The organism is Microbacterium sp. Root166 (assembly GCF_001427145.1).
Lineage (GTDB): Bacteria > Actinomycetota > Actinomycetes > Actinomycetales > Microbacteriaceae > Microbacterium.
Genome location: NZ_LMGL01000001.1, coordinates 743,427 through 770,049 on the forward strand (window position 1 = coordinate 743,427; position 26,623 = coordinate 770,049).

At 70.9% G+C, this 26,623-nt stretch carries 25 protein-coding genes; 8 read left to right on the plus strand and 17 right to left on the minus strand.

The genetic code is table 11. From position 1 onward, the window contains the following. The first annotated feature begins 25 nt into the window (after nt 1–25). Both ASD56_RS03305 and ASD56_RS03310 read left to right on the plus strand, forming a co-directional pair. Nucleotides 26–1,621 carry a molybdopterin-dependent oxidoreductase gene (locus ASD56_RS03305; RefSeq protein ID WP_235565499.1) on the plus strand — a complete coding sequence of 532 codons (1,596 nt, stop codon included), beginning with the start codon at nt 26–28 and terminating at the stop codon, nt 1,619–1,621. A 66-nt stretch (nt 1,622–1,687) separates the two neighbouring features. Further along, nucleotides 1,688–2,404, plus strand: a complete 717-nt coding sequence (locus ASD56_RS03310) for a FadR/GntR family transcriptional regulator (RefSeq protein ID WP_055961119.1) — start codon at nt 1,688–1,690, stop codon at nt 2,402–2,404. A 7-nt stretch (nt 2,405–2,411) separates the two neighbouring features. Here the strand turns inward: ASD56_RS03310 and rocD are convergent, their stop codons facing one another. The 7 genes from rocD to ASD56_RS03345 form a co-directional block, all read right to left on the minus strand. Then, nucleotides 2,412–3,638 (minus strand): ornithine--oxo-acid transaminase, encoded by a 1,227-nt coding sequence (rocD, locus tag ASD56_RS03315; RefSeq protein WP_055961124.1) that lies wholly within the window; start codon nt 3,636–3,638, stop codon nt 2,412–2,414. A gap of 11 nt (nt 3,639–3,649) precedes the next feature. Beyond that, nucleotides 3,650–4,528, minus strand: a complete 879-nt coding sequence (ddaH, locus tag ASD56_RS03320) for a dimethylargininase (RefSeq protein WP_055961126.1) — start codon at nt 4,526–4,528, stop codon at nt 3,650–3,652. A 121-nt stretch (nt 4,529–4,649) separates the two neighbouring features. After that, the gene (locus tag ASD56_RS03325) at nt 4,650–5,675 is read right to left on the minus strand and encodes an NAD(P)-dependent alcohol dehydrogenase (protein ID WP_055961130.1); all 1,026 of its coding nucleotides are present in this window, start codon (nt 5,673–5,675) and stop codon (nt 4,650–4,652) included. Between the two features lies 1 nt (nt 5,676). After that, on the minus strand, nt 5,677–5,892 hold the full coding sequence (locus ASD56_RS03330; protein ID WP_055961133.1) for a helix-turn-helix transcriptional regulator: 216 nt from the start codon (nt 5,890–5,892) through the stop codon (nt 5,677–5,679). Further along, entirely contained in the window at nt 5,892–6,326 is a 435-nt protein-coding gene (locus tag ASD56_RS03335; protein WP_055961136.1) for a hypothetical protein, read from the minus strand. The genes ASD56_RS03330 and ASD56_RS03335 overlap by 1 nt, the downstream gene beginning before the upstream one ends. A gap of 126 nt (nt 6,327–6,452) precedes the next feature. Continuing rightward, nucleotides 6,453–10,193 (minus strand): proline dehydrogenase family protein, encoded by a 3,741-nt coding sequence (locus ASD56_RS03340; protein WP_055961139.1) that lies wholly within the window; start codon nt 10,191–10,193, stop codon nt 6,453–6,455. A gap of 78 nt (nt 10,194–10,271) precedes the next feature. Next, on the minus strand, nt 10,272–10,916 hold the full coding sequence (locus tag ASD56_RS03345) for a hypothetical protein (protein WP_082541343.1): 645 nt from the start codon (nt 10,914–10,916) through the stop codon (nt 10,272–10,274). Nucleotides 10,917–11,062: 146 nt separating this feature from the next. On the opposite strand from ASD56_RS03345, the gene ASD56_RS03350 reads away from it, so the two are divergent. The 3 genes from ASD56_RS03350 to ASD56_RS03360 are packed head-to-tail and all read left to right on the plus strand — an operon-like array spanning nt 11,063 to nt 12,776. Continuing rightward, on the plus strand, nt 11,063–11,710 hold the full coding sequence (locus ASD56_RS03350) for a hypothetical protein (protein ID WP_235565500.1): 648 nt from the start codon (nt 11,063–11,065) through the stop codon (nt 11,708–11,710). Then, nucleotides 11,707–12,273, plus strand: coding sequence for a hypothetical protein (locus ASD56_RS03355; protein ID WP_235565502.1), 567 nt, complete (start codon nt 11,707–11,709; stop codon nt 12,271–12,273). The genes ASD56_RS03350 and ASD56_RS03355 overlap by 4 nt, the downstream gene beginning before the upstream one ends. Next, complete coding sequence (locus tag ASD56_RS03360; protein WP_055961148.1) at nt 12,270–12,776, plus strand: hypothetical protein; 507 nt, start codon at nt 12,270–12,272, stop codon at nt 12,774–12,776. The genes ASD56_RS03355 and ASD56_RS03360 overlap by 4 nt, the downstream gene beginning before the upstream one ends. Here the strand turns inward: ASD56_RS03360 and ASD56_RS03365 are convergent. Both ASD56_RS03365 and ASD56_RS03370 read right to left on the minus strand, forming a co-directional pair. Next, entirely contained in the window at nt 12,680–13,993 is a 1,314-nt protein-coding gene (locus ASD56_RS03365; protein ID WP_055961151.1) for a hypothetical protein, read from the minus strand. The two genes, ASD56_RS03360 and ASD56_RS03365, sit on opposite strands and share 97 nt — an antisense overlap. A gap of 24 nt (nt 13,994–14,017) precedes the next feature. Then, nucleotides 14,018–14,578 carry a thioesterase family protein gene (locus ASD56_RS03370; protein ID WP_055961155.1) on the minus strand — a complete coding sequence of 187 codons (561 nt, stop codon included), beginning with the start codon at nt 14,576–14,578 and terminating at the stop codon, nt 14,018–14,020. 129 nt (nt 14,579–14,707) lie between these two features. Between ASD56_RS03370 and ASD56_RS03375 the strand changes: the two genes are divergently transcribed. Both ASD56_RS03375 and cofE read left to right on the plus strand, forming a co-directional pair. Beyond that, nucleotides 14,708–15,214, plus strand: a complete 507-nt coding sequence (locus ASD56_RS03375; RefSeq protein WP_055961156.1) for a GNAT family N-acetyltransferase — start codon at nt 14,708–14,710, stop codon at nt 15,212–15,214. An 11-nt stretch (nt 15,215–15,225) separates the two neighbouring features. Beyond that, the gene (gene cofE, locus ASD56_RS03380) at nt 15,226–15,987 is read left to right on the plus strand and encodes a coenzyme F420-0:L-glutamate ligase (RefSeq protein WP_055961159.1); all 762 of its coding nucleotides are present in this window, start codon (nt 15,226–15,228) and stop codon (nt 15,985–15,987) included. 13 nt (nt 15,988–16,000) lie between these two features. Here the strand turns inward: cofE and ppsA are convergent, their stop codons facing one another. From ppsA to ASD56_RS03405, 5 genes are all read right to left on the minus strand, one after another. Continuing rightward, nucleotides 16,001–18,385, minus strand: a complete 2,385-nt coding sequence (gene ppsA, locus ASD56_RS03385) for a phosphoenolpyruvate synthase (RefSeq protein WP_055961162.1) — start codon at nt 18,383–18,385, stop codon at nt 16,001–16,003. A gap of 22 nt (nt 18,386–18,407) precedes the next feature. Further along, on the minus strand, nt 18,408–19,265 hold the full coding sequence (locus ASD56_RS03390) for a pyruvate, water dikinase regulatory protein (protein WP_055963562.1): 858 nt from the start codon (nt 19,263–19,265) through the stop codon (nt 18,408–18,410). A 145-nt stretch (nt 19,266–19,410) separates the two neighbouring features. Then, nucleotides 19,411–21,141: a cytochrome b/b6 domain-containing protein gene (locus tag ASD56_RS03395; protein WP_055961165.1), complete on the minus strand. Its 1,731-nt coding sequence runs from the start codon at nt 21,139–21,141 to the stop codon at nt 19,411–19,413. Between the two features lie 5 nt (nt 21,142–21,146). Then, on the minus strand, nt 21,147–22,112 hold the full coding sequence (locus ASD56_RS03400) for an electron transfer flavoprotein subunit alpha/FixB family protein (protein ID WP_055963568.1): 966 nt from the start codon (nt 22,110–22,112) through the stop codon (nt 21,147–21,149). A gap of 10 nt (nt 22,113–22,122) precedes the next feature. Beyond that, nucleotides 22,123–22,899: an electron transfer flavoprotein subunit beta/FixA family protein gene (locus tag ASD56_RS03405; RefSeq protein WP_055961168.1), complete on the minus strand. Its 777-nt coding sequence runs from the start codon at nt 22,897–22,899 to the stop codon at nt 22,123–22,125. A gap of 138 nt (nt 22,900–23,037) precedes the next feature. Here ASD56_RS03405 and ASD56_RS03410 point away from each other — a divergent pair, with 138 nt between their 5' ends. After that, on the plus strand, nt 23,038–23,574 hold the full coding sequence (locus tag ASD56_RS03410) for a MarR family winged helix-turn-helix transcriptional regulator (RefSeq protein WP_055961170.1): 537 nt from the start codon (nt 23,038–23,040) through the stop codon (nt 23,572–23,574). 7 nt (nt 23,575–23,581) lie between these two features. Here ASD56_RS03410 and ASD56_RS03415 read toward each other — a convergent pair whose 3' ends face one another. The 3 genes from ASD56_RS03415 to ASD56_RS03425 form a co-directional block, all read right to left on the minus strand. Next, nucleotides 23,582–24,358: an enoyl-CoA hydratase gene (locus ASD56_RS03415; RefSeq protein ID WP_055961173.1), complete on the minus strand. Its 777-nt coding sequence runs from the start codon at nt 24,356–24,358 to the stop codon at nt 23,582–23,584. 132 nt (nt 24,359–24,490) lie between these two features. Further along, nucleotides 24,491–25,396, minus strand: a complete 906-nt coding sequence (gene mmsB, locus ASD56_RS03420) for a 3-hydroxyisobutyrate dehydrogenase (RefSeq protein ID WP_055961176.1) — start codon at nt 25,394–25,396, stop codon at nt 24,491–24,493. A gap of 1 nt (nt 25,397) precedes the next feature. Beyond that, nucleotides 25,398–26,558 carry an acyl-CoA dehydrogenase family protein gene (locus ASD56_RS03425; protein WP_442922374.1) on the minus strand — a complete coding sequence of 387 codons (1,161 nt, stop codon included), beginning with the start codon at nt 26,556–26,558 and terminating at the stop codon, nt 25,398–25,400. Between the last annotated feature and the right edge of the window lie 65 nt (nt 26,559–26,623).

Genomic DNA, 26,623 nt, shown 5'->3' on the forward strand with positions numbered 1-26,623 from the left:
GCGCGCCGGATCTACAGTGGGCATCGTGAAGCAGTCGCGCGGGGAACGCGGCATCCCGTCGCCGCTGACGTGGGCTGCCGGTGTGGCCTCCGTCGCGCTCGGCGCCGGACTCGCCGACCTGATCGCTGCCCCCTGGGCGCCCGGCGCCGGCCCGTTCGTCGTGATCGGCGGCGCGCTCATCGACCTCGCCCCGTCCTGGGCGAAGGACACCGCGATCGCGCTCTTCGGCACCGCCGACAAGATCGCGCTTCTCGTCGGCATCGGCCTGGTCGTGCTCGTGCTCGCCGCGACCGCCGGCTGGCTCCAAGCGCGTCGGCCGCCGTGGGGGCTCGTCGTCGTCGCGGCCTTCGGCGCGATCGGCGGGGTCGTCGCCATGACGCGCCCCGACGCCGGCCCGCTGTGGTGGCTTCCGTCGGTACTCGCGGGCGCCATCGGCGCCGTCACCCTGTGGTGGCTGATCCGGATGCTGCGGCCCGCGCCCGCGCTGACCCCATTGCCCGCGACCTCGAGCGCAGACCAGGCCGTCTTCGGTCCGCCGGTCGAGCAGCCCGCACCGAGTCGCCGGGCGTTCCTGGTGTGGTCGGGCGCCGCGACCGCCGCGGGCATCCTGGCCGCCGTCGCCGCCGGAGCCATCCGAGCCGGCAGCAGCGCCGTCGCCGCCATCCGCGACGTGGTCCTGCCCGCCCCCCGTGTGGCGGCGCCGCCGGTCCCGGCATCGGCCGAGCTCGGCATCCCGGGGCTCGCCCCCGTCATCACGCCGAACGACTCGTTCTACCGGATCGACACGGCCCTCATCGTGCCCACGGTCGACCCGACGAGCTGGCGGCTGCGCATCCACGGCATGGTCGAGGAGGAGGTCGAGCTGACGTGGGACGAGCTGCTCGCGCTGCCGCTCGAGGAGAGCCGCACGACGCTCGCGTGCGTGTCCAACGAGGTCGGCGGAACGCTGATCGGCACCGCGCTGTGGCTGGGCTACCCGATCCGCGAACTGCTGGCGCGCGCCCGCCCGACGGCGGAGGCCGACATGGTCCTCTCCCGCTCGGTCGACGGGTTCACGGCATCCACTCCCCTGGAAGCCCTCACCGACGACCGCGAGTCGATCCTGGCTGTCGGGATGAACGGGGTTCCGCTGCCGCTGGAGCACGGCTTCCCGGTGCGCATGGTGGTGCCGGGACTGTACGGCTACGTGTCGGCCACGAAGTGGGTCGTCGACCTCGAGGTGACCCGGTTCGATCGGGCGCGGGCGTACTGGACCGACCGCGGGTGGTCGGAGCGCGGCCCCATCAAGCTGCAGTCGCGCATCGACGTGCCCCGCAAAGCGCAGGGGCTCAAGTCGGGCGACACCGTCATCGCGGGCGTCGCCTGGCAGCAGCAGGTGGGAGTCGCCGGTGTCGAGGTCCAGATCGACGACGGGCCGTGGCAGCAGGCCGAGCTGGCCACGGCCATCTCGGACGACACGTGGGTGCAGTGGAGCCTGCCGTGGAAGGCCACGGCGGGCGATCACCTGCTGCGCTGCCGCGCCACGAGCAAGGCGGGCGAGGTGCAGACGGAGGATCGAGCCCACCCCGCGCCCGACGGCGCCACCGGATGGCACGAGCGCTTCCTGACCGTTTTCGACTAAGGTGGGCCAGGCCCCCGAAATTGTGAGACCGGTCCCACCGTTCTCGACACTAATCGGAGTGCTCGCTTGTCAGAATCGCTCGAAGAATTCGCCACCCGGCTGCTCGCGCTCGCGACGGTCGAAGCTGACACCGGTGCCCGGCGCCTGCCGCCCGAACGCGAGCTCTGCGACGCGCTCGGAATGAGCCGCGGCGCGCTGCGCGAACAGCTCGCCGTGCTCGAGCGCCTGGGGTTCATGCATCGCACGCAGGGGCGTGGCACGTACCTCGACACCCCCTCGTACGGCTTCGTGCGCACCTACTTCACCGTCGCCCGGTCGATGGGCTACATCACCGGCACGCACGTCGCCGAAGCTCGGGTGCTGCTCGAAGAGGCCGTCGCCGAGTCCGCTGCCCGCAGCGCGACGGACGAGCAGGTGGCCGGACTTCGTGAAGCGGTGGCGCGCATGGTGACCGGCGAGGAGTCCGGCGACCTCGATGCCATCCACCTGGCCGACGCGGACTTCCACCGTCGCCTGCTGCGGATCGTCGACAATCCCGTGCTGCAGTTCCTGCAGGAGGGGCTGCGCCGCGCGCTCGACGAGGACATGCGCGCGCGGCGCGTCTCGGTCACGCGCGATCAGGCGGGGCTGGTGTTCGACAACTCGCACGACGACATCGTCCAGGCCATCGCCGACCGCGACCCCGATGCGGCACGTCTCGCGATGCGCCGCCACTTCGGCATCTCGGCGGAGTGCGAGGCCGCGACGGAATCCACCGGAACGGCGCCCGTTCCGACGCAGTGACCCGGGCTCAGCGCGCGAGGACGACCCGGAGCTGCTCGACGGCCCAGTCGAGCTCGGTCGCCCGCACGACGAGCGGCGGGGCGATGCGGATCGTCTGACCGTGCGTGTCCTTGACCAGCACGCCCCGCGCGATCAGCCGCTCGGCGATCTCGCGGCCGGTGCCGACGGCGGGGTCGATGTCGACGCCCGCCCAGAGGCCGGCCAGGCGCACCGCGGTGACCCCGTGCCCGACGAGTCCGGCCAGCGCCGCCTCGAGGTGCTCGCCGAGCGCCTTCGCGCGCGTCTGGAACTCGCCGGTCGCGAGCATCTCGACGACCCGTAGCCCGACCGCCGTCGCCAGCGGATTGCCGCCGAACGTCGAGCCGTGCTCACCCGGCTGGATCACGCCGAGGACGCCACGGTCGGCGACCACTGCGGACAGGGGCAGGATGCCGCCGCCCAGCGCCTTGCCGAGCAGGTACACGTCCGGCACGACGTCCTCGCGGTCGCACGCGAAGGTCTCGCCGACGCGGCCGAGGCCGGACTGGATCTCATCGGCGATGAACAGCACGTTGTGGCGCGTGCAGATCTCGCGCACGGCGCGCAGGAAGCCCTCGGGCGGGAGCACGACGCCGGCCTCGCCCTGGATGGGCTCGATGAGGACTGCGGCGGTGGACGGCGTGATGGCCGCCTCGATCGCCGCGGCATCTCCGAACGGCACCTGCACGAAGCCCGGCGTGAACGGGCCGAAGCCGTCGCGCGCCTGGTCGTCGTCGCTGAAGCCGACGATGGTGGTGGTGCGGCCGTGGAAGTTGCCGTGCGCGACGACGACGGTCGCGGCATCCGTCTCGATGCCCTTCACGCGGTATCCCCACGCGCGTGCGACCTTGATGCCGGTCTCGACGGCCTCGGCGCCGGTGTTCATCGGCAGCACGAGCTCCTTGCCGCACAGCTCGGCCAGGGCGGCCGCGAACGGGCCGAGGCGGTCGTTGTGGTACGCGCGGCTGGTGAGGGTGAGGCGGTTCAGCTGCTCCTGCGCGGCGGCGAGGAGGGCCGGATGCCCGTGACCGAAGTTCAGGGCCGAGTAGGCCGAGAGCAGGTCGAGGTAGCGCTTGCCCTCGACGTCCGTCACCCACGCGCCTTCGCCGCGCGAGATGACGACCGGCAGCGGGTGGTAGTTGTGGGCGACGTGCTCGTTCTCGTCGGCGATGATGCGGGCCATCGCACTGTCGACGGATGCCTGGGTGAGGGTCATGACCGGGCCTTTCAGCGACGAAGCTCGAGCGTGCAGCACTTGATGCCGCCGCCGCCGAGCAGCAGCTCGGACAGGTCGACGAGCACGGGGTTGTAGCCGCGCTCGCGCAGCTGCGCCTCGAAGCCCTTCGCGCGCGGGGAGATGATGACGTTGAGGCCGTCGCTCGCCGAGTTCAGGCCGAACACGGCGCCGTCCTCGTCGGCGACGAGGATCGCGTCGGGGTAGCGCTCCTCGAGGATCGCGCGGCTGGCGTCGTCGAACGCGCCGGGCAGGTACGCGATGTTGGCCTTCTCGACGCCGCCGAGCCCCTCCACGGGATCGAGCACCGAGAGCGCGGTGTCGAGGTGGTAGAAGCGCGGGTCGACGAGGTTGAGGCTCACCACCTCCTTGCCGAACACCTCGGTCAGCTCGCGGTGGCTGTCGCCGGTGGAGCGGAAGCCGGTGCCGGCGAGGATCGTGTCGCCGACGAGCAGGAAGTCGCCCTCGCCCTCGTTGACCTCGACCGGCGCGGCGACCTGGAAGCCGTTCGCGGCGAACCACTCCATGAACGCCGGGCCCTCGGGCACGCGCTCCTGGAAGCGGAACTTCGCGCCGTACGCGACGTTGCCGATGATGAACCCGCCGTTGGCCGTGTAGACCATGTCGGGCAGGCCCTCGATCGGGTCGATCAGCTGGACGTCGTGCCCGAGCGCGATGTAGGTGTCATACAGCGTCTGCCACTGCGCGACGGCCTTGGCGGTGTCGGTCGGGTTCGCCGGCTCCATCCACGGGTTGATCGTGTAGCTGACCGTGAAGTGCTCGGGGCGGCACATGAGGTAGCTGCGGTGCTGCTGAATGCGCGTGACGGCGCTCTCGGCGGTGGGGTTCGGCGCGGTGTTCTGCGTGGACATCTTGCTCCTTGCGAAGGGGCGGCGGACGCTGTCCAGAGGCCCGACGGAGCTGGGGAAGCCGACGACTCGGGCACGCCGGGACCATTCTCTCACGACACCTGGGAACGACCTGGGATCTCGCTCAGCCGGCGATGACCACGACCTTGCCGACCGTGTGGCCGGCGTCGACGTGCGCGAGCGCGTCCCGGGCCTCGTCGAACGGGTAGGTGTGCTCGATCACGGGCTTGAGGGCTCCGGATGCCGCGAGCCCCACGAGCTCGGTCAGCACATCGGCCTTCGCCACCGCCGCCAGCGGACGCAGCCGGCGCTTCGACCCGATCGAGCGGATCGAGGCGGCGAGGATCCGGCCGATCGGCCCGAGCACGCGGCCGCCTTCGCCCGAGACGAGGACGACGGATCCGCCGTCGCGCACGAGCCCCTGCAGCGAGCGCAGCGGCGCGGTGCCGGCGATGTCGATGACGGCGTCGAACCGCCCCTCGCCGAGCTCGGGCGATCCCGGCTGGACCTCGCGGTAGTCGAAGGTGCGCGCCGCGCCGAGGCCCTCGACCAGCGCGCGGTTCCGCGAGCCGCACAGCGCCCACACCTCGGCGCCTCGCAGCGCGGCCAGCTGCACGGCGTACGTGCCGACCCCGCCCGAGGCCCCGATCACGAGCACGCGATGACCGGAGCCCACCCCGCCGCGGTCGAGCGCCTGCCACGCCGTGCCCCCGGCGACCGGGAGGGCGGCGGCGACCGCGGCAGCCAGCTCGGCGGGGCGGACCACCAGGCGCTTCTCCGGCGCGAGGGCGAAGGGCGCGAGCCCGCCGCCGGCGGGGAGCTCCCCCACGACTTCGTCGCCGACCGCGAAGCCGGCGACGCCTTCACCGACCGCGACGACGGTGGCTGCGGCATCCATTCCCCGCACGCCCTGTCGCGGGCGCCGGAAGCCGAACACCGTGCGGACGAGCAGCGGCTCGCCGCGCATCACGCGGATGTCGCCGTTGTTGAGCCCGGTGGCGCGAAGGCGCAGCAGCACCTCGCCGCGACCGGGCGCGGGAACCGCGGTCTGCTCGAGCGAGACGACGTCGGGGGCGCCGAAGCGGGCCTGCCGCCAGGCGGACATGGTGCTCGGGATCGTGGCTGCGGGCTGGCGGGTGGTGTCGGTCATGTCATGCCTCCGGGTACTGGAACACGGTGTCGAGGCCCACGCCGAACTCGCGCGAGATCTGGAAGGCGAGCTCGAGCGACGGCGAGTAGCGCCCCTGCTCGATCGCGATGAGGGTCTGGCGGGTGACGCCGATGCGCTTGGCGAGCTCGGCCTGGGTGAGCCCGTCCTCCTCCCGGAGGGCGCGGATCGTGTTGGTGACCCGGGTGGGCTTGACCATCAGACGAGGCCCCGACGGTAGGCGACGACGCTGGCGATGCCCCCGACGATGGACGACAGCGCGAAGCCGTAGAACATCGTGTTGGCGATCCAGAACCAGTCGAGCGTGAACGCGCACTCGACGATCACCCCGAGGCCGGCGATGACGAGGAACGCCTGCCCCACGCGCGTCGACATGTGGGCGATGTCGCGGTCGCGCTGGTCGGACTTGCCGACGCCGTCGGGGTCCCTCATGCCGGCGAGGATGCCCCACACGATGCTGATCAGGATCGCGACGACGATGCTGCCGCCGATCGTCCACAGCATGACCGGCACCCAGTCGATCTCGGCCACCGGCCGGCTCGCCGCCTGCTGCAGCACGATCACGGTGTAGATCGCTACGCCGATCACGCCCACGATGAGGCTCGCCCAGATGTTGCGCTCTTCGTAAGCCATGTCACTCTCCGCATGTCTAAAATGTTTGACACGTGAAGAGTACGTCCGCCGCGGGTCGGATGTCAAGAATTGTTTACATCGGTCGCGGCGTTCGCGCCCCTCGGCTCCCGCAGCCCGGCGACTGCGTCAGATGACGGCTTCGGACCACCGGTCGGGGTTGCCGAAGCGGTGCGCGGTGATGGTGATCGACTGCTCGTGCAGGAACGGCAGCAGCTCGAGGCGCCCCGCGGTGGTCACGTCGTTGTCGTAGACGGCGAGGTCGGGATCCCCGGCGACGGCGACCGACAGCGCCCGATGCAGCTCGGCGACCGACTCGCGGCCGCCGATCAGCCGCACGCGGGACGGCCTGCCGCCCGACGTGTCACCCGCCGCAGCGGCCAGCAGGTCGTCGCTCGGCGCGACCAGTCGCTCGAGCCACTCGTCGTCGGTCTCCACGTAGACCGCGACGCCGACGTCGCTCAGCGCCCGGCGCACCGCAGCCGGAAGCCCGACCGGGGCGCTCAGCGTCAGCGCGGATCCGGCCCTCACGCCCGCGATCGCCACGCGGAGCAGGCTCTGCCAGGTGGCGTCGCCGGTCGCTCGCAGCGCGACTTCGGCGATGGGCCGGTAGCGAAACAGGTTGCGCTCCACCCCGAGGCCCGAGACGTCCTTGACCTGACCGAACTCGCGGTCCCACGCGATCGCGTCCGACAGCGCGGCGCGGCGCAGCCACTCGAACCCGTCGTAGTCCAGCGACGGCTGCGCGGCCTCGATGATCGACGTGATGCGCGAGTCCAGACCTCGCAGGTGCAGCGTGGCAGAGGATGCGCCACCCGACGTGGGCCGCCACGAGCCGAGGCCGACGAGGTAGTTCGGTCCGCCGGCCTTGGTGCCGGCGCCGACCGAGGAGCGCTTCCAGCCGCCGAAGGGCTGCCGCTGCACGATGGCGCCGGTGATCCCCCGATTGACGTACAGGTTGCCGGCCTCGACGCGGTCCAGCCATGTCGCGAGGTCGTCGGGGTTCTGCGTGTAGAGGCCCGCGGTCAGCCCGTACGCGACGGCGTTCTGCAGCTCGATGGCATGCGATAGCGAGGTGGCGTGCATGACGCCGAGGACGGGTCCGAAGAACTCCTCGCGATGGAAGCGCGAACCCGGCTGCACGCCGGTGCGGATGCCGGGCGCCCACATGCGCCCCGCGTAATCCGGTCCGGCGTCGACGGGCTTCGGCTCGACGAGCCACTTCTCACCATCGTCGAGGGTGGTGAGCGCCCACTCGAGCTTGCCGTGCGGCGGCTCGACGACGGGTCCGACCTCGGACAGCGGATCGGTGGGCGGGCCGATGCGCAGCGAGGTCGCGGCATCCACGAGCTGACGCGCGAACCGCTTCGAGTGGCCGACCGGACCGACGAGGATCGCGAGCGACGCCGCCGAGCACTTCTGCCCGGCGTGACCGAACGCGCTCTTGATGAGATCGGATGCCGCCAGGTCGAGGTCCGCCGACGGCATGACGATCATCGCGTTCTTGCCGCTGGTCTCGGCCAGCAACGGCAATTCAGGACGCCAGGAGCGGAACAGCTCGGCCGTCTCGAACGACCCGGTGAGGATCACCCGGTCGACCTCGGGGTGGGAGATGAGGGCCTGACCGAGCCCGCCCTCGTCGATGTCGACCAGGGCCAGCACGTCGCGGGGCACGCCGGCCTCCCACAGCGCCTCGGCGAGCACGGCCGCGCAGCGACGGGCCTGGGGTGCGGGCTTGAACACGACGCCCGATCCGGCCGCGAGGGCGGCCAGCACTCCGCCGGCGGGGATCGCCACAGGGAAGTTCCACGGCGGCACGACCAGCGTGAGCCGCGCCGGCTCGAAGACGGCCCCGCTCACCCGGTCGAGCTCGCGGGCGGTGGCCGCGTAGTAGTTCGCGAAGTCCACGGCCTCGCTCACCTCGACGTCGGCCTCGGCGAACACCTTGCCCGTCTCAGAGGCGGCGACCTCGATCAGCTCGCCGCGCCGCGCCTCGAGCGCACGCCCGGCGGCCAGCAGGATCGCCGAACGCTCGGCCGCAGGCGTCGCACCCCAGCGCTCCGCGGCACCGGTGACGGTGCGGATCACGGCCTCGAGAGCCTCGGGATCGTCGATCCGGGCCGCGGCGATGGTGTCGTCGCCCGCTCGCGAGACGTGGATGCGTCGCAAGATGCCCTTGGCCCAGGCCCGGTTCGCGGGCAGGGCGGGGTCGGTGTCGGGAGCGTTGCGGAAGCCCGGCGCACCGGCAGCGCGCTCGGCGCTCTCGCGCGGCGCGAACACGGCGGTTTCGACGAACGCCTCGCCGCCGAACGCCTGCTCCACCGGCAGCCCGGCCTCCGCTTCGGCCGGATCCCCCGCGGCGGAGCGGGCGATGCCGAGGACGGCCTGGGTAAGCCCGGCCTGCTCGCCGGTGGAGGAGCCGCGCAGGCTCGCCCGGGTGAGGGATGCGTCGGCCGGCGCGGCCGAGCGGTCCTGGGTGCGATGGGCGCCGAGGGTCAGCTCGGGATCGGCGGCCCGGCGCAGGGACGCGAGGAACCGGTCGCGCTCCCGATCGAACAGCGCGGGCTCGTCGGCCAGCTCGAACGCGGCGGAGAGGAAGTTCTCGCTCGACGCGTTCTCTTCCAGCCGGCGCACCAGGTAGCTGATGGCGACGTCGAACTCGTCGGGCCGGACCACCGGCACATAGAGCAGCACGTGGCCGACCTCGCGAACGACCGCGGCGACCTGGCCCTGGGCCATGCCCAGGAGCATCTCGAACTCGACGTCCTCGCGCACTCCGGTCTCGCCGGCGAGCAGCCAGGCATACGCGATGTCGAACATGTTGTGCCCGGCCACCCCGACGCGGACGGCCGCCGTGTTCTCGGGCCGCAGCGCGAAGTCGAGGCAGCGGACGTAGTTCGCGTCCGAGTCGACCTTCGCGTCGTACGTGGCCAGCGACCAGCCGTGCATGACGGCGTCGACGTGCTCCATGGCGAGGTTGGCGCCCTTGACGAGCCGCACCTTGATGCGCGCGCCGCCCTTCGCCACACGCTGCTGGGCCCATGCCGTGAGCTGCTGCAGCGCCGGAAGCGCGTCGGGCAGATACGCCTGGAGCACGATGCCCGCCTCGAGGTTACGCAGGCGCGGGTCTTCCAGGATCTTCGTGAACACCGCGATCGTCAGATCGAGGTCGCGGTACTCCTCCATGTCGAGGTTGATGAAGGTGCCATCGGTCGATGCCGTCAGATAGAGCGGCGTGAGCCGTGTGACGACCTTCTTCACGACCTCGTCGAACGCCCACATCGAGATGTGGCTGGCGATGGCCGAAACCTTCACCGAGACGTAGTCGACGTCGTCGCGGCGGATGAGGTCGTGAATGCCCTCGAGGCGGCGGAGCGCCTCCTGCTCGCCCAGCACGGCCTCGCCGAGAAGGTTGAGATTGAGCCGTGCGCCGGACTCGCGGATCTCGGCGAGCGCCGGTCCGAGCTTGTCGGGCCGCGCGTCGACGACGAGGTGGCCGACCATCTCGCGCAGCACGCGGCGGGCGATCGGCACGACGGGCGCGGGGAGCACCGGCGCCATCACTCCGCCGACCCGGACGGCGCCGCGGAGGTACCAGGGCAGGAAGCCGGGGACCAGCGGTGCGACACGGCTCAGATTGGATGCCGCGGCCGTCAGGCTCTCCGGACGCATCACGCCGTCGACGAAGCCGATCGTGAAGGGCAGCCCGTTGGGGTCTTTGAGAACGCCGGCCAGTCGCTCGGCAGCGGGGTCCACGTCGACCTCGGCGCTCTCGGTGATCCACCGCTGCGCCAGCATCACGGCCCGGCCGGCGAGATCATCGCGGGGTGCCGTGAGGTCGGTGTCCCCCGGATAAGGGTCGGTCACCATGCCGTCCAGCCTAAGGCCGCCCGCCCGGTGCGACACCGCTCCTGTGGAGCGATTGTCTCACCGGGCAGACAGCGATTCTCAGGCGCGATCGCGACGGGTGGGCGGGGGCACGGTGTCGTCCTGGACGACACCGTCGGTGCGATCGGTGTCCGCCGGCGGCCGCGTGATCGGGGCGTCCGTCGTGGTCCCGGCATCCTGACGGTAGGCGCCATCGTCGCGGCCGGTCACACCGTCGGGCGCGGCGGGGATGCCGTCGTCGGCCATGGCGCGACTGTCGCGCGCCTCGTCGCGTCGCACGTCGTCGTTGCTCACCGACTGCCGGTTGTCCCGGGCGGCTCCGGTCACGAACGGGTCGACCTCGTCGGCCTTGCGCAGCGTCTGCTCCTGGTGCTCGCGGTGCTTCTGCGCCTCGGCCTCGTGCTCTCCGACGGTGTCGGCGAGGCGACGCGCCTCGACGTCCGCCTGGGCGGCGCGCGCCTGCGCCTGCTGCGCGGCTGCGGCGGCGGATGCGGCATCCGCTTTCGCCTGTACGGCACGCGCCTCGTTCTCGCGTGCCGCCATCTCGCGCTCGCGCGCCTCGGCGCGCAGCTTCTCGGCCTTCTCGTGCTCGGCCTGCCGTCGCTTCTCGGCCTGACCTCGGCGGGTGAGCAGCAGCGTCACGACCACGATGATGGCGATGACGAGGATGCCGACGATGATCCATATGAGCGTCGCGGTGTCCATGGGTTCCTCCTCCATGCGCACGCGGCGGGGGCTGCCGGGGGCGCATCCTGAACGAAACCCCATCCGGAGCGCTCCGGCAAAGCCCTTGCGCGCGAACCCGCGGTCCGGTAGCCGTGCGGGCGGCGAGCGCCCATAGGCTGGTGCCCGTGTCCGACTCGCCCGAAGAAACGCGCGTGCCGAAGCGCCGTTTCGACTGGCTGCGCGCGGCGGGCGACCGGGTACCGACCAAGTGGTTCGCCGGCATCTTCATCGCGCTGTTCCTTGCCGCCACTGCGGCCTTCGGCGGACTGGCGACCGCGGCACCGCCGGAGATCGACCGGCTCGAGCCCGGCGAGGCTCACATCACCGATCAGCGGTCGCTCACCATCCAGCGGGCGGTTCTGATCGACGAACTGCCTGAAGCCGGCGTCTATCCGGAACCGGGTCAGCGCGTCTTCGCGCTGGTCGCCGATGTGGAGAACCGCTGGGACCGGCCTGCGTCGGTCACCAGCCGCGATGCCATCCGCGGATCCTTCTCGGTCGACGGCATCGAGCCGGAAACCACGATGCAGGCGGCACGGCTGGAGGACGAGTCCTTGGTCATCGCCCTGCAGCCGGGAGTGTCGACCAAGATCGTGTTCGCCTGGGCGGTCGATGCAGACCAGTTCACCGGCGGCGAGAGAGTCGACGTCGCTCTCAACGACATGTCGCTGTACACGGGCTCCTTCGTCATCGAGGGGCAGTCCTGGGACAGCCCCGTGACCACTGCCGCGGTCACCGTCGAGATCGAGGACGTGGGGGCAGGAGCAGAATGAGCGCGCGCATGGACTCGTTCCCGCGATGGGCTGCGTGGGCGATCGGGGCGGGGCTCCTCGTCGCCGCGTGGTTCGTCGCTCTCGTGACCCCCGGCGAGGATCAGACGCAGTCGCCGTTCCCCATCACCGTCGCCGTCGGCGAGGAGGGCGTCGGCCGCAACATCGCGGCGACCGTGACCGACATCCGCCGCGTCGGTGAACTGACGGGCGGCGACTGGTCCGACGAAGGGAACTGGCTCGTCGTGGACCTCGACGTCGAGTCGGTGGTCTCGGAGTTCGGCGTGCTCCTGAGCTTCGCCGAGATCTCGGTCGATGGTGTCCGCTACGGCGCCAGCGAGCGCCCGGACTCGCTGCGACAGGAGGGGCTCGCGGCAGGCATCCCACGGTCCGGCAGCCTCGCGTTCGAACTGCCGGACGATCTGGAAAGCGGCGAGGCGGTGCTCCAGCTCGCCATCGACGGCGACACACGTCTGGACTCGGTGATCGTGGTGCCGTTCGACCTGGCCGACGTGCCGTTCTCGGCCGCCGGCGAGCTCCGCGAGACGGGCTGGACCCACCCATGACCGGATGGTGGCGGACCAACGCCGTCGCGCTGGTGGCACTCGGGGTGCTCGCGCCGACGCTGGTCGGAGTCGTCGCGTGGAACGAGTCGTCCAGCAGCGCGAGCGGGCGCCCGATCCACGTCGCGTCGGATGACTCCGTGACCTATGCCGGCGCGACGATCGGCCCGGCGACCGCTGAGTACCGCGACGACCCGCTGGCGCCGCAGGACACGCGGGTCGTCTCCGTCCGGCTTCGAGTCGACCCCGGGATCCCGGCGATCGAGTGCCGCGAGCCGCAGCTGCGGGAGATCGGCGGCGCAGAGCGCACCTGGGCGGCGGCATCCTACGAGCTCGACCGCGGGTGGGATGCCGAGAACCCCACCTCGTGCGTGGCGGAAGCGACCGAGTCCTACACGATGGTCGTGGACTACATCGTGCCCGAGGGCGCCTCGGGCATATTCGCGATCGAACTGACGTCTGCCGAATCGTGGCCGGACTTCGTCAGTGCCGTCGTAGAGCCCTGACTCGCGGACAGCCGGCCGATCACGCCGTCGTACGCACTCGCGACGAGAGCGATCCGGAGCGGTTCCATCAGCACGGGCACGATGAGGAAGATCAGTTGGTCGTTGACGAGCCAGAAGTCGTCGATGTCGTGCGGTCCGATCAGGCGCACAAGACCCCACTCCAGGGTTCCCTCCAGCAGAAGGAGGACCGTATAGAGCAGGATGTAGCCGCCGATCAGCACCGGACCCGCTCGCCACATCAGTCCCAGGGTGCGCGTGATCGGCGTGAACCGCGAGACGAAGTCGGACCACACATCGGCGAGCCTCGCGCGCACGCGCCCGGGCAGCGACCGCCAGCCGGTGCGAGCCCGCTCGACGACGGTTCCGCGGATCAGTGCGGGCGCAACCGGGTCCGGCGCGACGGCCCGGCCGTAGACGACACCGGCGATCGTCAGCCAGGCGAGCGGCAGCAGCACGATCCCGCCGACCTCGCCGAGCAGCCACTCCACGCCTTCCCAGGCCCACGCGAGCGGCACGAAGGCAGAGGCGATGGTGGCGCGGAGGTCTTCGAGCCACACCATCGCCTGGCGCGTGTCGACCCACGCGGTGATCCCACCGAGGACGTCCGAGATCACCACGACGGCGAAGAAGATCCACACCGCCTCGAGATACACGGCGCCGACGGCGAGGCCGCGGGGCAGCTGTTCGCGGTGCCTCTTCCACAGCCACCGCAGCACGAACGCGGCCACGGCGATCGCGACCGTGACGGGAGTGATCGTGATCTCGCCCGCGAGCCCATCACCGGCCGCTGACTCGCCCGCGACGATGGCGACCAGGTCGAGCTCTGTGCTCACCTCGAGCACGCGCGTCGTGTACGCGACGGCGTCCTCTCGCAGATAGCCCCACGCCGCATAGAAGGCGAAGAACGGCAGGATGCCGGCCAGCAGCGCGTCCACGAACGAGCGGCGTCGCTCAGCGGCATCCGCCGGCAGCGGGGCGATGGCGAGCAGCTCGCGCATGCCGTCCCGCAGGACCAGAAGCATGGCGACAAGCGCCACCAGGCGCGCCAGGATCGCGAGGGGGAACAGCAGCGAGCCGGCGACGGCGCTGTAGGCGCCGACGAACCCTGCGACCTCGATGACCACGTACCGCACGAGGATGCCGCCGAGGTACAAGGCCAGCAGCGCGGGCCAGTGCCGCAGCAGCAGCCGGCCTGCGAGCTGGACGACGGCGATCACGCCACCACGCTAGCGGCCCCCGGGCTAGTTCCAGACGCTCGGCGCGTCGGCACGGGTGGGCGGCAGAGCGGATGCCGCAGCCCAGTCGTGCACCCAGGCATCCACCTCGGCGATGCCGTCCGGGTATCCCACGGCGCTGAAGAGCTCCTCGTGCGTGAGCGTCCCGCCGCTGCGCTTCATGAGGCGCGCCCGCACGATGACGCGGGCGTAGACCTCGCCGCCGACGACGGCCCGGTGCTCGAGGTAGACCGCCTTGTCGTCGTGGCCGACCATGCGCGACTCGATGTCGAAGCGCTGCCAGAGCTCGAGCGACTTGCGGAAGGTGACCGTCTCGCTCGAGACGACGGCGTACCAGCCGCGCTCCTTCATGACGTCCCAGAGCCCGGTGCGCACCAGCAGGTCCCATCGGCCCAGGTCGAACAGCGACAGGTAGCGGCCGTTGTTCATGTGCATCAGCAGGTCGATGTCGGTCGGCAGCGTCGTCAGGCGGATGCGGCTGATCCCGGTCGGACCGATGCGCCCTTCGCGGCTCACCCGGCGGCGCGCGGTCAGCATCACGAGCAGGGTCCGCCAGATCACGTTCACGGAGGCGATGGTAGCGATCCACGACGCTTCGCGACATTCGGTTGTCGGGTTCCGACAGCAGCCGATCGGCCGCGCGCAAGCCCCCCGCCTCGATTTCGCGTCGTGGGAGGGCGAGCGTAGAGTCTCGCCATGGAAGCCGAACTCCAGACCGACATCGTCGTCCGTCCGGTCCGCGACGTGGACGCAGAGGCCCTGGGCCGTGTGCACGCCACCGCGTGGCACGAGACCTACGACCACCTCATCAGCAAGGCGGCCCTCGAGGCCGTGTCGCCGAAGCGCCTCGCCGAGCTGTGGACCCACTGGGCCGCGCAGGGACCCGAGTTCAAGATGTACGCCGCGCTGGTCGGCGGCGAGATCGTCGGGTTCGCCGGTTCCGGCCCCGCCCGCGACAAGGACGCCCCGCGCTTCCGCGAGCTGTACTTCATCTACCTGCTCGACGCGCACCACGGCACGGGCATCGGCCAGAAGCTGTTCGACGCCGTCGTGGACGCCGACGAGCCGCTCTACCTGTGGGTCGCCGACGACAACCCGCGCGCGCACCGCTTCTACACGCGCAACGGCTTCTCGCTCGACGGCGCCACCCACACCGAGCCGTTCCTCGGTGAGACGCTCACCGAGGTGCGCTTCGTCCGCTGAGCGCGCCTGACGTGCTGCAGGTCTGGGCCCTCGACGGGATCCCCGAGATCACGCCGGGCACCGATCTGGTCGAGGTCATCGCCGAGTCCGTCGCGGAGTCGCTGGCCGACGGGGACATCCTCGTCGTCACGTCCAAGATCGTGTCGAAGGCCGAGGGCCGCATTTTCGCGGCGGCCGACCGCGAAGACGCGATCACTGCCGAGACGGAACGGGTCGTCGCCTCACGCCCGACGCCGAACGGCGGCGTCACCCGCATCGTGCAGAGCCGGCTGGGCATCGTCTCGGCCGCCGCAGGGGTGGACGCCTCGAACACGCCCGAGGGCACGATCCTCCTGCTCCCCGAAGACCCGGATGCCTCGGCCCGGCTGATCGCGGCGGGCCTGCGCGAACGGCTGGGCGTTCGCGTCGGCGTGCTGATCTCCGACACCCTGGGCCGCGCCTGGCGCGAGGGCCAGACCGACCACGCCATCGGCGCCGGCGGCGTGCACGTGTTCGAGGATCTGCGCGGCTCGGTGGATGCCGAGGGCCGCCCGCTCGTCGTCACGATGCCGTGCGTGGCCGATGAGCTCGCGGCCGCGGCCGACCTCGTCAAGGGCAAGGTCGACCGCAGGCCGATCGCGGTCGTGCGCGGCCGCGCCGATCTCGTGGGTCCACTCGATCTTCCGGGCGCCCGCTCCATCGTGCGTCCCCTCGAGCGCGACATGTTCCGGCTCGGAGCCGACGAGGCCTATGCCGAGGGGTTCGCGGCGGGCGCGGCATCCGCCCCCTCCTGAACCCCCCGACGCGTCAGACTCCCGCCGGCTCGAGCTTCGACAGCCGCAGCCAGGTCTCCACGACGGTGTCGGGGTTGAGCGACATCGACTCGATGCCCTGCTCGACGAGCCAGTCGGCGAGGTCGGGGTGGTCGCTGGGACCTTGCCCGCAGATGCCGATGTACTTGCCCTGCCGGCGGCAGCCCTCGATGGCCATCGACAGCATCTTGAGCACCGCGGGGTCGCGCTCATCGAAGGTCTGGGCCACGAGCGACGAGTCGCGGTCGAGGCCCAGCGTGAGCTGCGTCATGTCGTTGGATCCGATGGAGAACCCGTCGAAGTACTCGAGGAACTCGTCGGCCAGCACGGCGTTGGAGGGCAGCTCGCACATCATGATGACCTTCAGGCCGTTCTCGCCGCGGCGCAGCCCGTTCTCGGCGAGCAGGTCGATGACGGCGCTCGCCTCGCCCAGCGTGCGCACGAACGGCACCATGATCTGCACGTTGGTGAGGCCCATCTCGTCGCGGACGAATCGCAGCGCCTCGCACTCCATGTCGAAGCACTCGCGGAACTCGGGCGAGATGTAGCGCGACGCCCCCCGGTACCCGATCATCGGGTTCTCCTCGTGGGGCTCGTACGCCTCGCCGCCGACGAGGTTGGCGTACTCGTTGGACTTGAAGTCGCTGAGGCGCACGATCACCGGCTCGGGTGCGAAGGCAGCCGCGATCATCGAGACCCCCTCGGCGACACGGCGCACGAAGTACTCGCGCGGCGAGTCGTAGGCCGCGATGCGCCCGGCGACATCCGTCCGCAGCGCGTCGGGGAGGGTGTCGAACTCCAGCAGTGCGCGGGGATGGATGCCGATCTGCCGGTTGATGATGAACTCCAGCCGCGCGAGTCCGACGCCCTTGTGCGGCAGCTTCGCGAACGCGAAGGCCTGGTCGGGCGTGCCGACGTTCATCATGATCTTGACCGGTGCCTCCGGCATCCGATCCAGATGGGTCTCGAGCTCTTCGAAGGCGAGCATCCCCTCGTACACGAAGCCCTCATCGCCCTCGGCGCACGAGACGGTGACCGGCGCGCCGTCGGCGAGGACGGTCGTGGCGTCGCCGGTGCCGACGACGGCGGGGATGCCGAGCTCGCGGGCGATGATCGCCGCATGGCACGTGCGGCCGCCGCGGTTCGTCACGATGGCGGCCGCGCGCTTCATGATCGGCTCCCAGTCGGGATCGGTCATGTCGGCGACGAGCACGTCGCCGTCGCGGAACGCCGCCATCTGGTCGACCGAGGTGAGCACCCGCACCGGGCCCGCGCCGATGCGCTGGCCGATCGCACGGCCGATCGTCGCGATCGGACCGCTCTCGGAGAGCACGTAGCGCCGCATGACGTTTCCGTCCTCGCGGGAGACGACCGTCTCGGGGCGCGCCTGCAGGATGTACAGCTTGCCGTCGAGGCCGTCCTTGCCCCACTCGATGTCCATGGGCCGGCCGTAGTGCTCCTCGATCGTGAGCGCGTGCCGGCCGAGCTCTTCGATCTCGTCGTCGGTGATGCTGAAGCGCACGCGCTCGGCGGCCGGGACGTCGCGGAACACCGTGCTCGCCCCGACGTCGGTGCTGTCGGCGTACCGCATCGCGATCGCCTTCTCGCCGACGGAGCGCTTGAGGATCGCCGGTCGTCCCGCGCGCAGCGACGGCTTGTGGACGTAGAACTCGTCGGGGTTCACGGCACCCTGCACGACCGCCTCGCCGAGCCCGTACGAGCTGGTGATGAACACGGCCCGGTCGAAGCCCGACTCGGTGTCGACGGTGAAGAGCACCCCGGAGGCGCCGATGTCGGAGCGGACCATCCGCTGCACGCCTGCCGAGAGAGCCACATCGTGGTGCTCGAACCCGTGGTGCACGCGGTACGCGATCGCGCGGTCGTTGTAGAGCGAGGCGAAGACGCTGCGGATCGCGGCGAGGATGCTGTCGATGCCGCCGATGTTGAGGAACGTCTCCTGCTGCCCCGCGAAGCTCGCCTCGGGGAGGTCCTCGGCGGTGGCGGACGAGCGCACCGCCCACGTCACCGCGTCGGGGTCGGGGTCGCCTTCGAGCAGCTTCGCGTACGACGAGCGGATGTCGCGCTCGACGTCGGCCGGGAACGGCTGCTCCTCGATCCACGAGCGGACCGTGGAGCCGACGCGCGACAGCTCGGCGACGTCGTCGGTGTCGAGCTCGTCGACCGCGGACCGGATGCGGTCATAGAGCCCGTCCGCTTCGAGGAACGTGCGGAAGGCGTCGGCCGTCGTGGCGAAGCCGCCCGGCACGCGGACCCCTGCGCCGGCCAGGTGCGAGACCATCTCGCCCAGGGAGGCGTTCTTGCCTCCGACCTGGAGGAGGTCTGACATGCCGATCTCGTGGAACCACAGGACATTGCTCATGTTGGATCTCATTCGGGTTGGGTCACGCCCGCAGATGCATGGTCTGCATGATGACGGCCGACATCTCCTCGACGCTCTTGGTCGCGGAGTTCAGGAAGGGGACACGATTGCGTCGGTAGAGGTCTTCGGCGCGGCGCAGCTCGAGGGTGCACTGCTCGAGGCTCGCGTAGCGCGAATCGGGTCGGCGCTCGTGCCGCACCTGGCTCAGCCGCAGCGGCGTCGTCGTCAGGCCGAAGCATCGGCTCGCGTACGGCGCGACCGACCGCGGCAGGCCGTCGGTGGGGAAGTCGTCGTCGGTGAGCGGGTAGTTCGCCACCAGGAGGCCGTACTGCAGCGCCAGGTACATCGTGGTCGGGGTCTTGCCGCAGCGGCTGGGCGCGACGATGACCACATCGGCGATGTCGAGGGCGCGCCGGCTCTGGCCGTCGTCGTGCTCGATCGCGTACTCCACCGCGCGCATGCGGGCGAAGTAGCGCTCCACGTCGCCGACGCCGTGGAACTGGCCCAGCTGCTCCGAAGCGGTCACGCCGAGCGCCCGCTCGAGCTCGACCAGGTGGCCGGCCAGCAGGTCGATGATCTCGGCGTGCGCACCGCCGATGACTGCTCGGAGGCCTGCCGCCTTGACGGTCGTGAAGACGATCGGCGCACCGCCTGCCGCGGCGGCGCGGTCGATCTCGGCGACGACATTCCGGGCACCCTCGATCGTGTCGACGAAGGGGATCGTGTGGCGGACGAATCCGACGGCGGGGAAGTTCGCGAGCAGCGCGTTGCCCACGGTCTCGGCGGTGATGCCGGTGCTGTCCGAGACGAAGTACGCACGGCGCTTCACGGTGGGCGGGGCTTCGCGACCGCTCGCGATCGGCAGCCCAGGATCGATCATGCGGTGCACCCGCTAGGGGTGCCGGATACGCAAGATCGCCTCATAGGGCGACTTTACGAGCGCTCCAGGTCATCTTCCGTCGAGTCTGACTTTCAAGAATCGACCTTCTTGCGTCGTCGGCAGAATTTCGCCGGCGATGGCCCGCTCAGCGGCCGGAGACGTTGCCGAACAGTCGCGCGATCGGTGCCAGCACCAGCGGGCGAGCGGCGACCCACGCCGCCACGATGACGAGCATCGACACCGCGAAGATCCAGAAGCCGGTCCAGTTCATCATGTACGCATCGGGGTCGACGGACCCCTGGGCGGCGTACATGTGGTTGAGGTTGCGGAGCGCACCGGTGGCGAACACGAGGACGACGTGGACGAAGATGAACGCCACGAAGTAGAGCATCACCGGGAAGTGCACCGCTCGCGCCCACTCGACCGGGTAGACCCGGTTCAGCGTCTTGGCGTTCTTCGGCCAGATGCCGCTCATGCGCACACCGGTGATGACCGCGAGCGGGGCCGCGATGAACACGGTCGCGAAGTAGGCGAGCTGCTGCAGCGAGTTGTAGTTGACCCAGCCGTTCTCGGTCGGCCAGTCGAGCGAGACGTACTGCAGGGCGGCGCTGACGGCGTTCGGGAACACCTCCCAGGACGTCGGCACGATCCGCATCCACTGGCCCGTGATGACCAGCAGCACGACGAAGAGCACGCCGTTGACGACCCAGAGCAGATCGAGGGCCTGGTGGAACCACAGCGTGAGGCTGATCTTGCGCCGCTTGTTGCCGCGTGGCGACCAGAACACGCTCGGCCTCTTCTCGGACCGCACGCGCAGGCCCGATCGGATGATCAGGACCATCAGGAAGACGTTGAAGAAGTGCTGCCACCCCAGCCAGGCGGGGAACCCGACGGGGGCGCCCTCGGGCAGGTGGTACTCGCCGGGATAGGTCGCCAGGAAGTCCACTCCCCAGTCGGTGCTCAGCAGCCAGCGCACGGCGAAGACGGCCATGAGCCCCGCGAAGAGCAATCCGCCGCCGCCGACGATGACGGCGCCGGCCCACTGCAGCTTCGTGAAGGGTCCGATGCGCGTCGGCTCGGGCTTCGGCTCGGGCCGGTACGAAGCCGCACGACCCGCCCACACCGCGCGGGTGAAGGGGAGGGGCGTGCTGACGTCGAAAGCGGGAACGGACGCTTCGGCTCCTTCGTCGCTCAGCGCACCTGCCGCGACGTCGGTCGAGAGCTCCCCCGCTGCCGGCGCTGCCGCAGTGGCGGGCTGGCCGACGGCCGGAGCCGTTGCGGCGGGCGCTTCGGCTGCGGGCTCAACGGCCTTGGCGGCCACGAGTCCGGGCGGAGGCCACGCCTCGCCACCGGGAGTGCGGGGCAGTCCGCGGCGGATCGAGGGACCGGTATCAGCCGAAGGGGCAGCGGGTGCGGGAGCCGAGGAGGGGACCGTCGCAGCGGATGCCGCGGTCACGGCCGTCGCGGCCGGTTCCGTCGCGGCGGTCGCGGCGCCGACGGGCTCGCTCGCGGCGGCAGCGGGAGCGGCGGCGTCCGCCGAGGCGACCGATCCTGCGCCGGCGGGCGGCCAGGGCTCGCCCCCGGCGACACGGGGCAGACCCCGGCGGATCGGGCGCGCGGCCGTCGCAGTTTCGGGCGTCGCCCGCAGATCGGTCTGCGGCGATTGCGCCGAACTGCGGCTGTCGTCGACGGGTGCAGCGGATGCCGCGACCGCGGTGCTTGCGGCGGCCACGGTCTCGGAGACGGGCTCGGCGACGGTCGAGCCATTGCCGTCGGGCAGGCCGGCCGGCGCCGGTGCCGCCCCGGCGGGCGGCCAGGGCTCTCCTCCGGGCGTGCGGGGCAGACCTCGGCGAATGGCCGTCTCAAATGTCGCCACGCCCGTCAGGCCTTCTTCGCCTCGAGCGCCGCGATCAGCTGCGGCACCACGGTGAACAGGTCACCCACGACGCCGTAATCGGCGATCTCGAAGATCGGGGCATCCCCGTCCTTGTTGATCGCGACGATCGTCTTCGCGGTCTGCATGCCGGCCTTGTGCTGGATGGCGCCCGAGATCCCGAGGGCGACGTACAGCTGCGGCGAGACCGAGACGCCGGTCTGGCCGACCTGGTACGACTGCGGCACGTAGCCGGCGTCGACGGCAGCGCGGGACGCGCCGATCGCAGCACCCAGCGCGTCGGCGAGCTGCTCGACCAGTGCGAACTTCTCCTCCGAGCCGAGGCCCCGCCCGCCCGAGACGACCTTGGTGGCCCCGCGCAGCTCCGGCCGCGACGAGGAGGTGACGGCTTCCTGGACGTCCGCCACCGAGGCGGCCCGGCGGTTCGAGGGCGTGACGCTCAGCTGCTCGACCTCGGGCGAGGCGACGGCCTCGGCGCGCGCGTCGACGGCACCCTGGCGCACGGTGACCACGGGTGCACCCCAGGTGACCGCGGCATCGACGTTGTACGCACCGCCGTAGACCGAGTGGTGGGCCACCACGCCTTCGGCGTCGCGCGAGACGCCCACGGCGTCGACGCAGAGCCCAGAGCGCGTGCGGGCGGCGAACCGCGCGGCGACTTCACGGCCCCCGATGGAGTGCGAGGCGAGCACGGCGTCGGGGCGCACGAGCGCGGCAGCGGCGGTCAGCGCGTCGACGGCGGGGACGACGAGCCCCTCGCCGGGCGAGGCGACCAGAACGGATGCCGCGCCCAGGGCTGCGGCATCCGCTGCGAGCTTCTCGTCACCCACGATCAGCGCGACCGGCGTGCCCACCTGGGCGGCTGCGCCGAGCAGGCCCGCGGCGGACTTGGCGAGTGCGCCCGAGGGCGTGACGTCGAGGAGGACGAGGATCGAGTCGTCGGGGAAAGTCATGTCAGCCACCTCACGCGAGCCGGTTCTGGATGAGGAACTCGGCGAGCTTCTCGCCGGCATCCCCCTCGTCGACGATCTTGACGCCCGCCTCGCGCGGCGGCTTCTCGCTCAGCGAGATCACGATCGAGCGCGAAGCCCCGGGGTCGTGCGGCTCGATCCCGAGGTCCTCGAGCGAGACCGTCTCGAACGGCTTCTTCTTCGCGGCCATGATGCCCTTGAAGTTCGGGAACCGCGCGTCGGGAAGCGCCTCCGTGATCGAGATGACGGCGGGCAGCGGCGCCGAGACCCGAGCGGTGGCGTCCTCGGTCGCGCGGACTCCGGCGACCTCGGTCTCTCCGATCTCGACCGAGCTCAGGTACGTGGCCGCGGGGACGTCGAGCAGCTCGGCGACCATCGAGGCGATCACGCCGCCCGAGCCGTCGGTGGACTGGTTGCCGGCGATGACCAGGTCGTAGCCGGTGCGCTTCACCGCGGCGGCGAGCACTTCGGCGGTGAGGCCCAGGTCGGCGCCGAGCAGCGTCTCGTCGATCACCTGCACGGCCGAGCTCGCGCCCATCGCGAGGCCCTTGCGCACCGTGGCCGAGGCGGACTCGGCGGCCATCGACAGCACGACCACCTCGGTGCCCGGGTGCGCGTCGGCATAGGACAGCGCGACCTCGAGGGCCCGCTCGCCGATCTCGTCGAGCACCGATTCGCTCGCCGCGCGATCGGCGAGGCCGGTCTCGAGACTGAGCTTGCGATCCCCGTATGTATCCGGGACTTCCTTGACCAGGACGACGATCTTCATTGCCATCTCCTCACGCTGCGGTTGAGTCTAGGGCGCCCGTCTGCGAGCGCCCAATCGGTTGAAACGCCCGCGTAACGGACCGTCGCCACCCGGTGGAAAGGCCGCCAGCCGGTACGGTGGGAGCAAGGAGGTCCGCCCGTGTCAGCGCCACGACGACTGCCCGTCGACCCGATCGCCGAGGCCAAGCGACAGTGGGTCGACCACGGGTGGGAGCCCGCCGCCGCGGGCATGACCGCCGTCACCTCCGTCATCCGCGCGCAGCAGCTCATGTTCGCCCGCATCGATGCGACGCTCAAGCCCTTCGGCCTGTCGTTCGCGCGGTACGAGATGCTGCGCCTCCTCGCCTTCACCAGGGCAGGACGGATGCCGATGGCCAGTGCCATCGCACGTTTGCAGGTGCACCCCACGAGCGTCACGAACACGGTCGACCGGCTCGCCCGCGACGGGCTCGTCTCACGCGAGCCGCATCCGATCGACGGACGCGCGGCGATGCTCGTGATCACCGACGCCGGGCGCGACCTGGTCGAGGACGCCACCGACGCCCTCAACAGCGGCGTGTTCGAGAGCGTCGGCCTGAGCGACGATGACACCGCCGAACTCGTGCGGATCATCGCGCGATTCCGCAAGGATGCCGGAGACTTCACCGACCCGCGTCCCCAGCCCGACCCGCTCTGACACGCATTCAGCGGTTCTCGAAGCCGGGGGCGCGCTTCTCGCGGAAGGCGGCCATGCCCTCCTTCTGGTCGGCGGTGTCGAACAGGCTCGCGAACACGTGACGCTCCAGGCGCAGGCCCTCGGCGAGCGGGACCTCCATCGCGGAGTCCAGCACTGCCTTCGCGGCGTACAGCGACGGCAGGCTCTTCGCGGCGATGGCCTCGGCCGTCTTCGCGGCCTCGTCGAGCAGGTCGGCCGCGGGCACGACGCGTGAGACGAGTCCGGAGCGCTCGGCCTCCGCGGCATCCATCATCCGTCCGGTGAGAATGAGCTCGGCGGCCTTGTAGTACCCGACCGCCCGGATGAGCCGCTGCGATCCGCCCATGCCGGGGATCACGCCGAGGTTGATCTCGGGCTGACCGAACTTCGCGGTGTCGGCGGCGAGGATGATGTCGCACATCATCGCGAGCTCGCACCCGCCGCCGAGGGCGTAGCCCGAGACCGCCGCGATCACCGGCGTGCGCGTTGCCGCGAACTGCGCCCAGCCGCCGAAGTGGTCGCCCATCAGCATCTCGAGTCCGTTCTTGGACTCCATCTCCTTGATGTCGGCGCCGGCGGCGAACGCGCGCTCCGAGCCGGTGAGCACGATGGCGCCGATCCCTTCGTCGCCGTCGAAGGCGGATGCCGCGGCCACGACATCCCTCATCGTCTGGGTGTTCAGCGCGTTGAGCGCCTCGGGGCGGTTCAGCGTGATCCAGCCGACCCGTCCGCGGGTCTCGACGAGGATCGTCTCGTACTCGGTCATGTGACTTCTTCCTTCATCTCGCCGGCCCTGAACATCTCACATCTCACCAGAACAGGTGTTCCGCCGTGGACAGGACCATTGCGCGCCGGTTCGGCCTGCGCTCGCCAGAACGCCTGATCTGGGCAGAGTCGCTCAGGCGCTGTCTTCGCGGATCGTGTTGATGATGCCCGAGAAGTCCTGGCCGGCGCCCGGCCCGTCGGCGTACTGCCGGTAGATCTCGCGGGCGAGCATCCCCATGCGGGCCTCGACGCCCGTCGACGTGATCGCGTGCTCGGCGAGGCCGAGGTCCTTATTCATCAGCGCGCCGGCGAAGCCCGGCTGGTAGTCGCGGTTGGCGGGGCTCGTCGGCACCGGACCGGGCACGGGGCAGTTCGTCGTCAGCGCCCAGCACTGTCCCGAGGCGTTGGAGGCCACGTCGTACAGCGCCTGGTGCGACAGCCCGAGGCGCTCACCCAGCACGAAGGCCTCGGCGACGGCGATCTGCGACACCGCGAGGATCATGTTGTTGCAGACCTTGGCGGCCTGGCCCAGCCCGGCACCGCCGCAGTGGACGACCCGGCGGCCCATGGCCTCGAGCACGGGTCGCGCCGCCTCGAAGTCTTCGTCAGCGCCGCCGACCATGAACGCGAGGGTCGCGTTCTCCGCGCCGACCACGCCGCCCGAGACCGGGGCATCGAGCGACCGGTGACCGGCGGCCTCGGCCAGTTCGTGCGCGGCGCGGGCCTCGTCGACAGCGATCGTCGACGAGTCGATGAACAGCGTGCCCGGCGCCGCCACGGCGAGCAGCCCCTCGGCACCGTCGACGCCGTTGTAGGCATCCAGCACCTGCCGGCCCGACTGGAACATCGTGATCACGATCTCGGCGGAGGCTGCTCTGACGGCCGCAGGCCCGGAGTCGGCGACGGCGAGGCCGCCGGAGGCCGCGGCATCCATCGCTCCCTGGAAGACGTCGAAGCCGACGACCTCGTGACCCGCGGCTGCCAGGTTGCGGGCCATGGGCAGGCCCATGTGGCCGAGTCCGAGGAAGGCGATGCGCATGTCAGGCTCCCAGCAGTTCGCGGCCGATGATGACGCGCATGATCTCGTTCGTGCCCTCGAGGATCTGGTGCACGCGCAGATCGCGCACGACCTTCTCGATGCCGTAGTCGTGGAGGTACCCGTAGCCGCCGTGCAGCTGCAGGGCCTCGTTGGCGATCTTGAAGCCGGCGTCCGTCGCGTAGCGCTTGGCCATCGCGCACTGCATCGAAACGTCGGGAGCCTTCGCGTCCATGGCGGCGGCGGCATCCCTCACCAGTGCGCGCGCGGCGCGCAGCTCGGTGGCCATGTCGGCGAGGGTGAAGACCACCGACTGCTTCTCGGCAAGGGGCTCGCCGAAGGTGAACCGCTCGTGCACGTAGCGGATCGCCTGGTCAAGCGCCCACTGCGCGCCGCCGAGCGAGCACGCCGCGATGTTCACGCGGCCGCCGTTGAGCGCCGACATCGCGATCTTGAAGCCCTGCCCCTCGGCGCCGAGCATGCTCGTCGCCGGCACGCGCACCTCATCGAACAGGACCTGTCGCGTGGGCTGCGCGTTCCAGCCCATCTTCTTCTCGTTCGCTCCGAACGACAGTCCCGCGGCGTCGGCCGGAACGAGGAACGCGGTGATGCCGCGCGCGCCCGGTTCCCCGGTGCGCGCCATGACCACATAGACGGATGCCTCGCCCGCACCCGAGATGAACTGCTTGACGCCCGTCAGCACGAACTCGTCACCCTCGCGGATCGCCGTCGTCGTGATGGCGGCGGCGTCGGAGCCCGCCCCGGGTTCGGTGAGGCAGTAGCTGCCGAAGCCCTGCATAGACGTGAGGAGCGGCAGCCACTCCTCACGCTGGGCATCGGCGCCGTAGGTGTCGATCATCCACGCGACCATGTTGTGGATGGAGATGTACGCGGCGATCGCGGGGTCGCCGACGGCGAGCTCCTCGAAGATCGCGGCGGCGTCCGCGCGTGAGAGGCCGGTGCCGCCGAAGTCATCGCGCACGTAGATGCCGCCGAGACCGAGCTGGCCGGCCAGGTGCAGCGTGTCGCGCGGGAACGTCTTGTTCTCGTCCCACTCGAGCGCGTGCGGCGCGAGCTCGGACTGCGCGAAGTCCCGCACCGCTTCGAGGATGGCCGCGCGCTCGTCGTCGGACAGCGCCGGGGTGGGGGTGATCGTCATGGACATCGTTGCTCCTTCAGCCTCATCGCTTCGCCCTCGTGGGGCATCGTGATGAAAGTCACCGTGCCGTC

Coding starts and splice junctions, on each gene's coding strand:
- rocD (WP_055961124.1), bottom strand. CDS start 3,638: ATGACCCTCACCCAGGCATCCGTCGACAGTGCGATGGCCCGCATCATC.
- ddaH (WP_055961126.1), bottom strand. CDS start 4,528: ATGTCCACGCAGAACACCGCGCCGAACCCCACCGCCGAGAGCGCCGTC.
- ASD56_RS03325 (WP_055961130.1), bottom strand. CDS start 5,675: ATGACCGACACCACCCGCCAGCCCGCAGCCACGATCCCGAGCACCATG.
- ASD56_RS03330 (WP_055961133.1), bottom strand. CDS start 5,892: ATGGTCAAGCCCACCCGGGTCACCAACACGATCCGCGCCCTCCGGGAG.
- ASD56_RS03335 (WP_055961136.1), bottom strand. CDS start 6,326: ATGGCTTACGAAGAGCGCAACATCTGGGCGAGCCTCATCGTGGGCGTG.
- ASD56_RS03340 (WP_055961139.1), bottom strand. CDS start 10,193: ATGGTGACCGACCCTTATCCGGGGGACACCGACCTCACGGCACCCCGC.
- ASD56_RS03345 (WP_082541343.1), bottom strand. CDS start 10,916: ATGGACACCGCGACGCTCATATGGATCATCGTCGGCATCCTCGTCATC.
- ASD56_RS03355 (WP_235565502.1), top strand. CDS start 11,707: ATGAGCGCGCGCATGGACTCGTTCCCGCGATGGGCTGCGTGGGCGATC.
- ASD56_RS03360 (WP_055961148.1), top strand. CDS start 12,270: ATGACCGGATGGTGGCGGACCAACGCCGTCGCGCTGGTGGCACTCGGG.
- ASD56_RS03375 (WP_055961156.1), top strand. CDS start 14,708: ATGGAAGCCGAACTCCAGACCGACATCGTCGTCCGTCCGGTCCGCGAC.
- ppsA (WP_055961162.1), bottom strand. CDS start 18,385: ATGAGCAATGTCCTGTGGTTCCACGAGATCGGCATGTCAGACCTCCTC.
- ASD56_RS03390 (WP_055963562.1), bottom strand. CDS start 19,265: ATGATCGATCCTGGGCTGCCGATCGCGAGCGGTCGCGAAGCCCCGCCC.
- ASD56_RS03400 (WP_055963568.1), bottom strand. CDS start 22,112: ATGACTTTCCCCGACGACTCGATCCTCGTCCTCCTCGACGTCACGCCC.
- ASD56_RS03405 (WP_055961168.1), bottom strand. CDS start 22,899: ATGAAGATCGTCGTCCTGGTCAAGGAAGTCCCGGATACATACGGGGAT.
- ASD56_RS03415 (WP_055961173.1), bottom strand. CDS start 24,358: ATGACCGAGTACGAGACGATCCTCGTCGAGACCCGCGGACGGGTCGGC.
- mmsB (WP_055961176.1), bottom strand. CDS start 25,396: ATGCGCATCGCCTTCCTCGGACTCGGCCACATGGGCCTGCCCATGGCC.
- ASD56_RS03425 (WP_442922374.1), bottom strand. CDS start 26,558: ATGTCCATGACGATCACCCCCACCCCGGCGCTGTCCGACGACGAGCGC.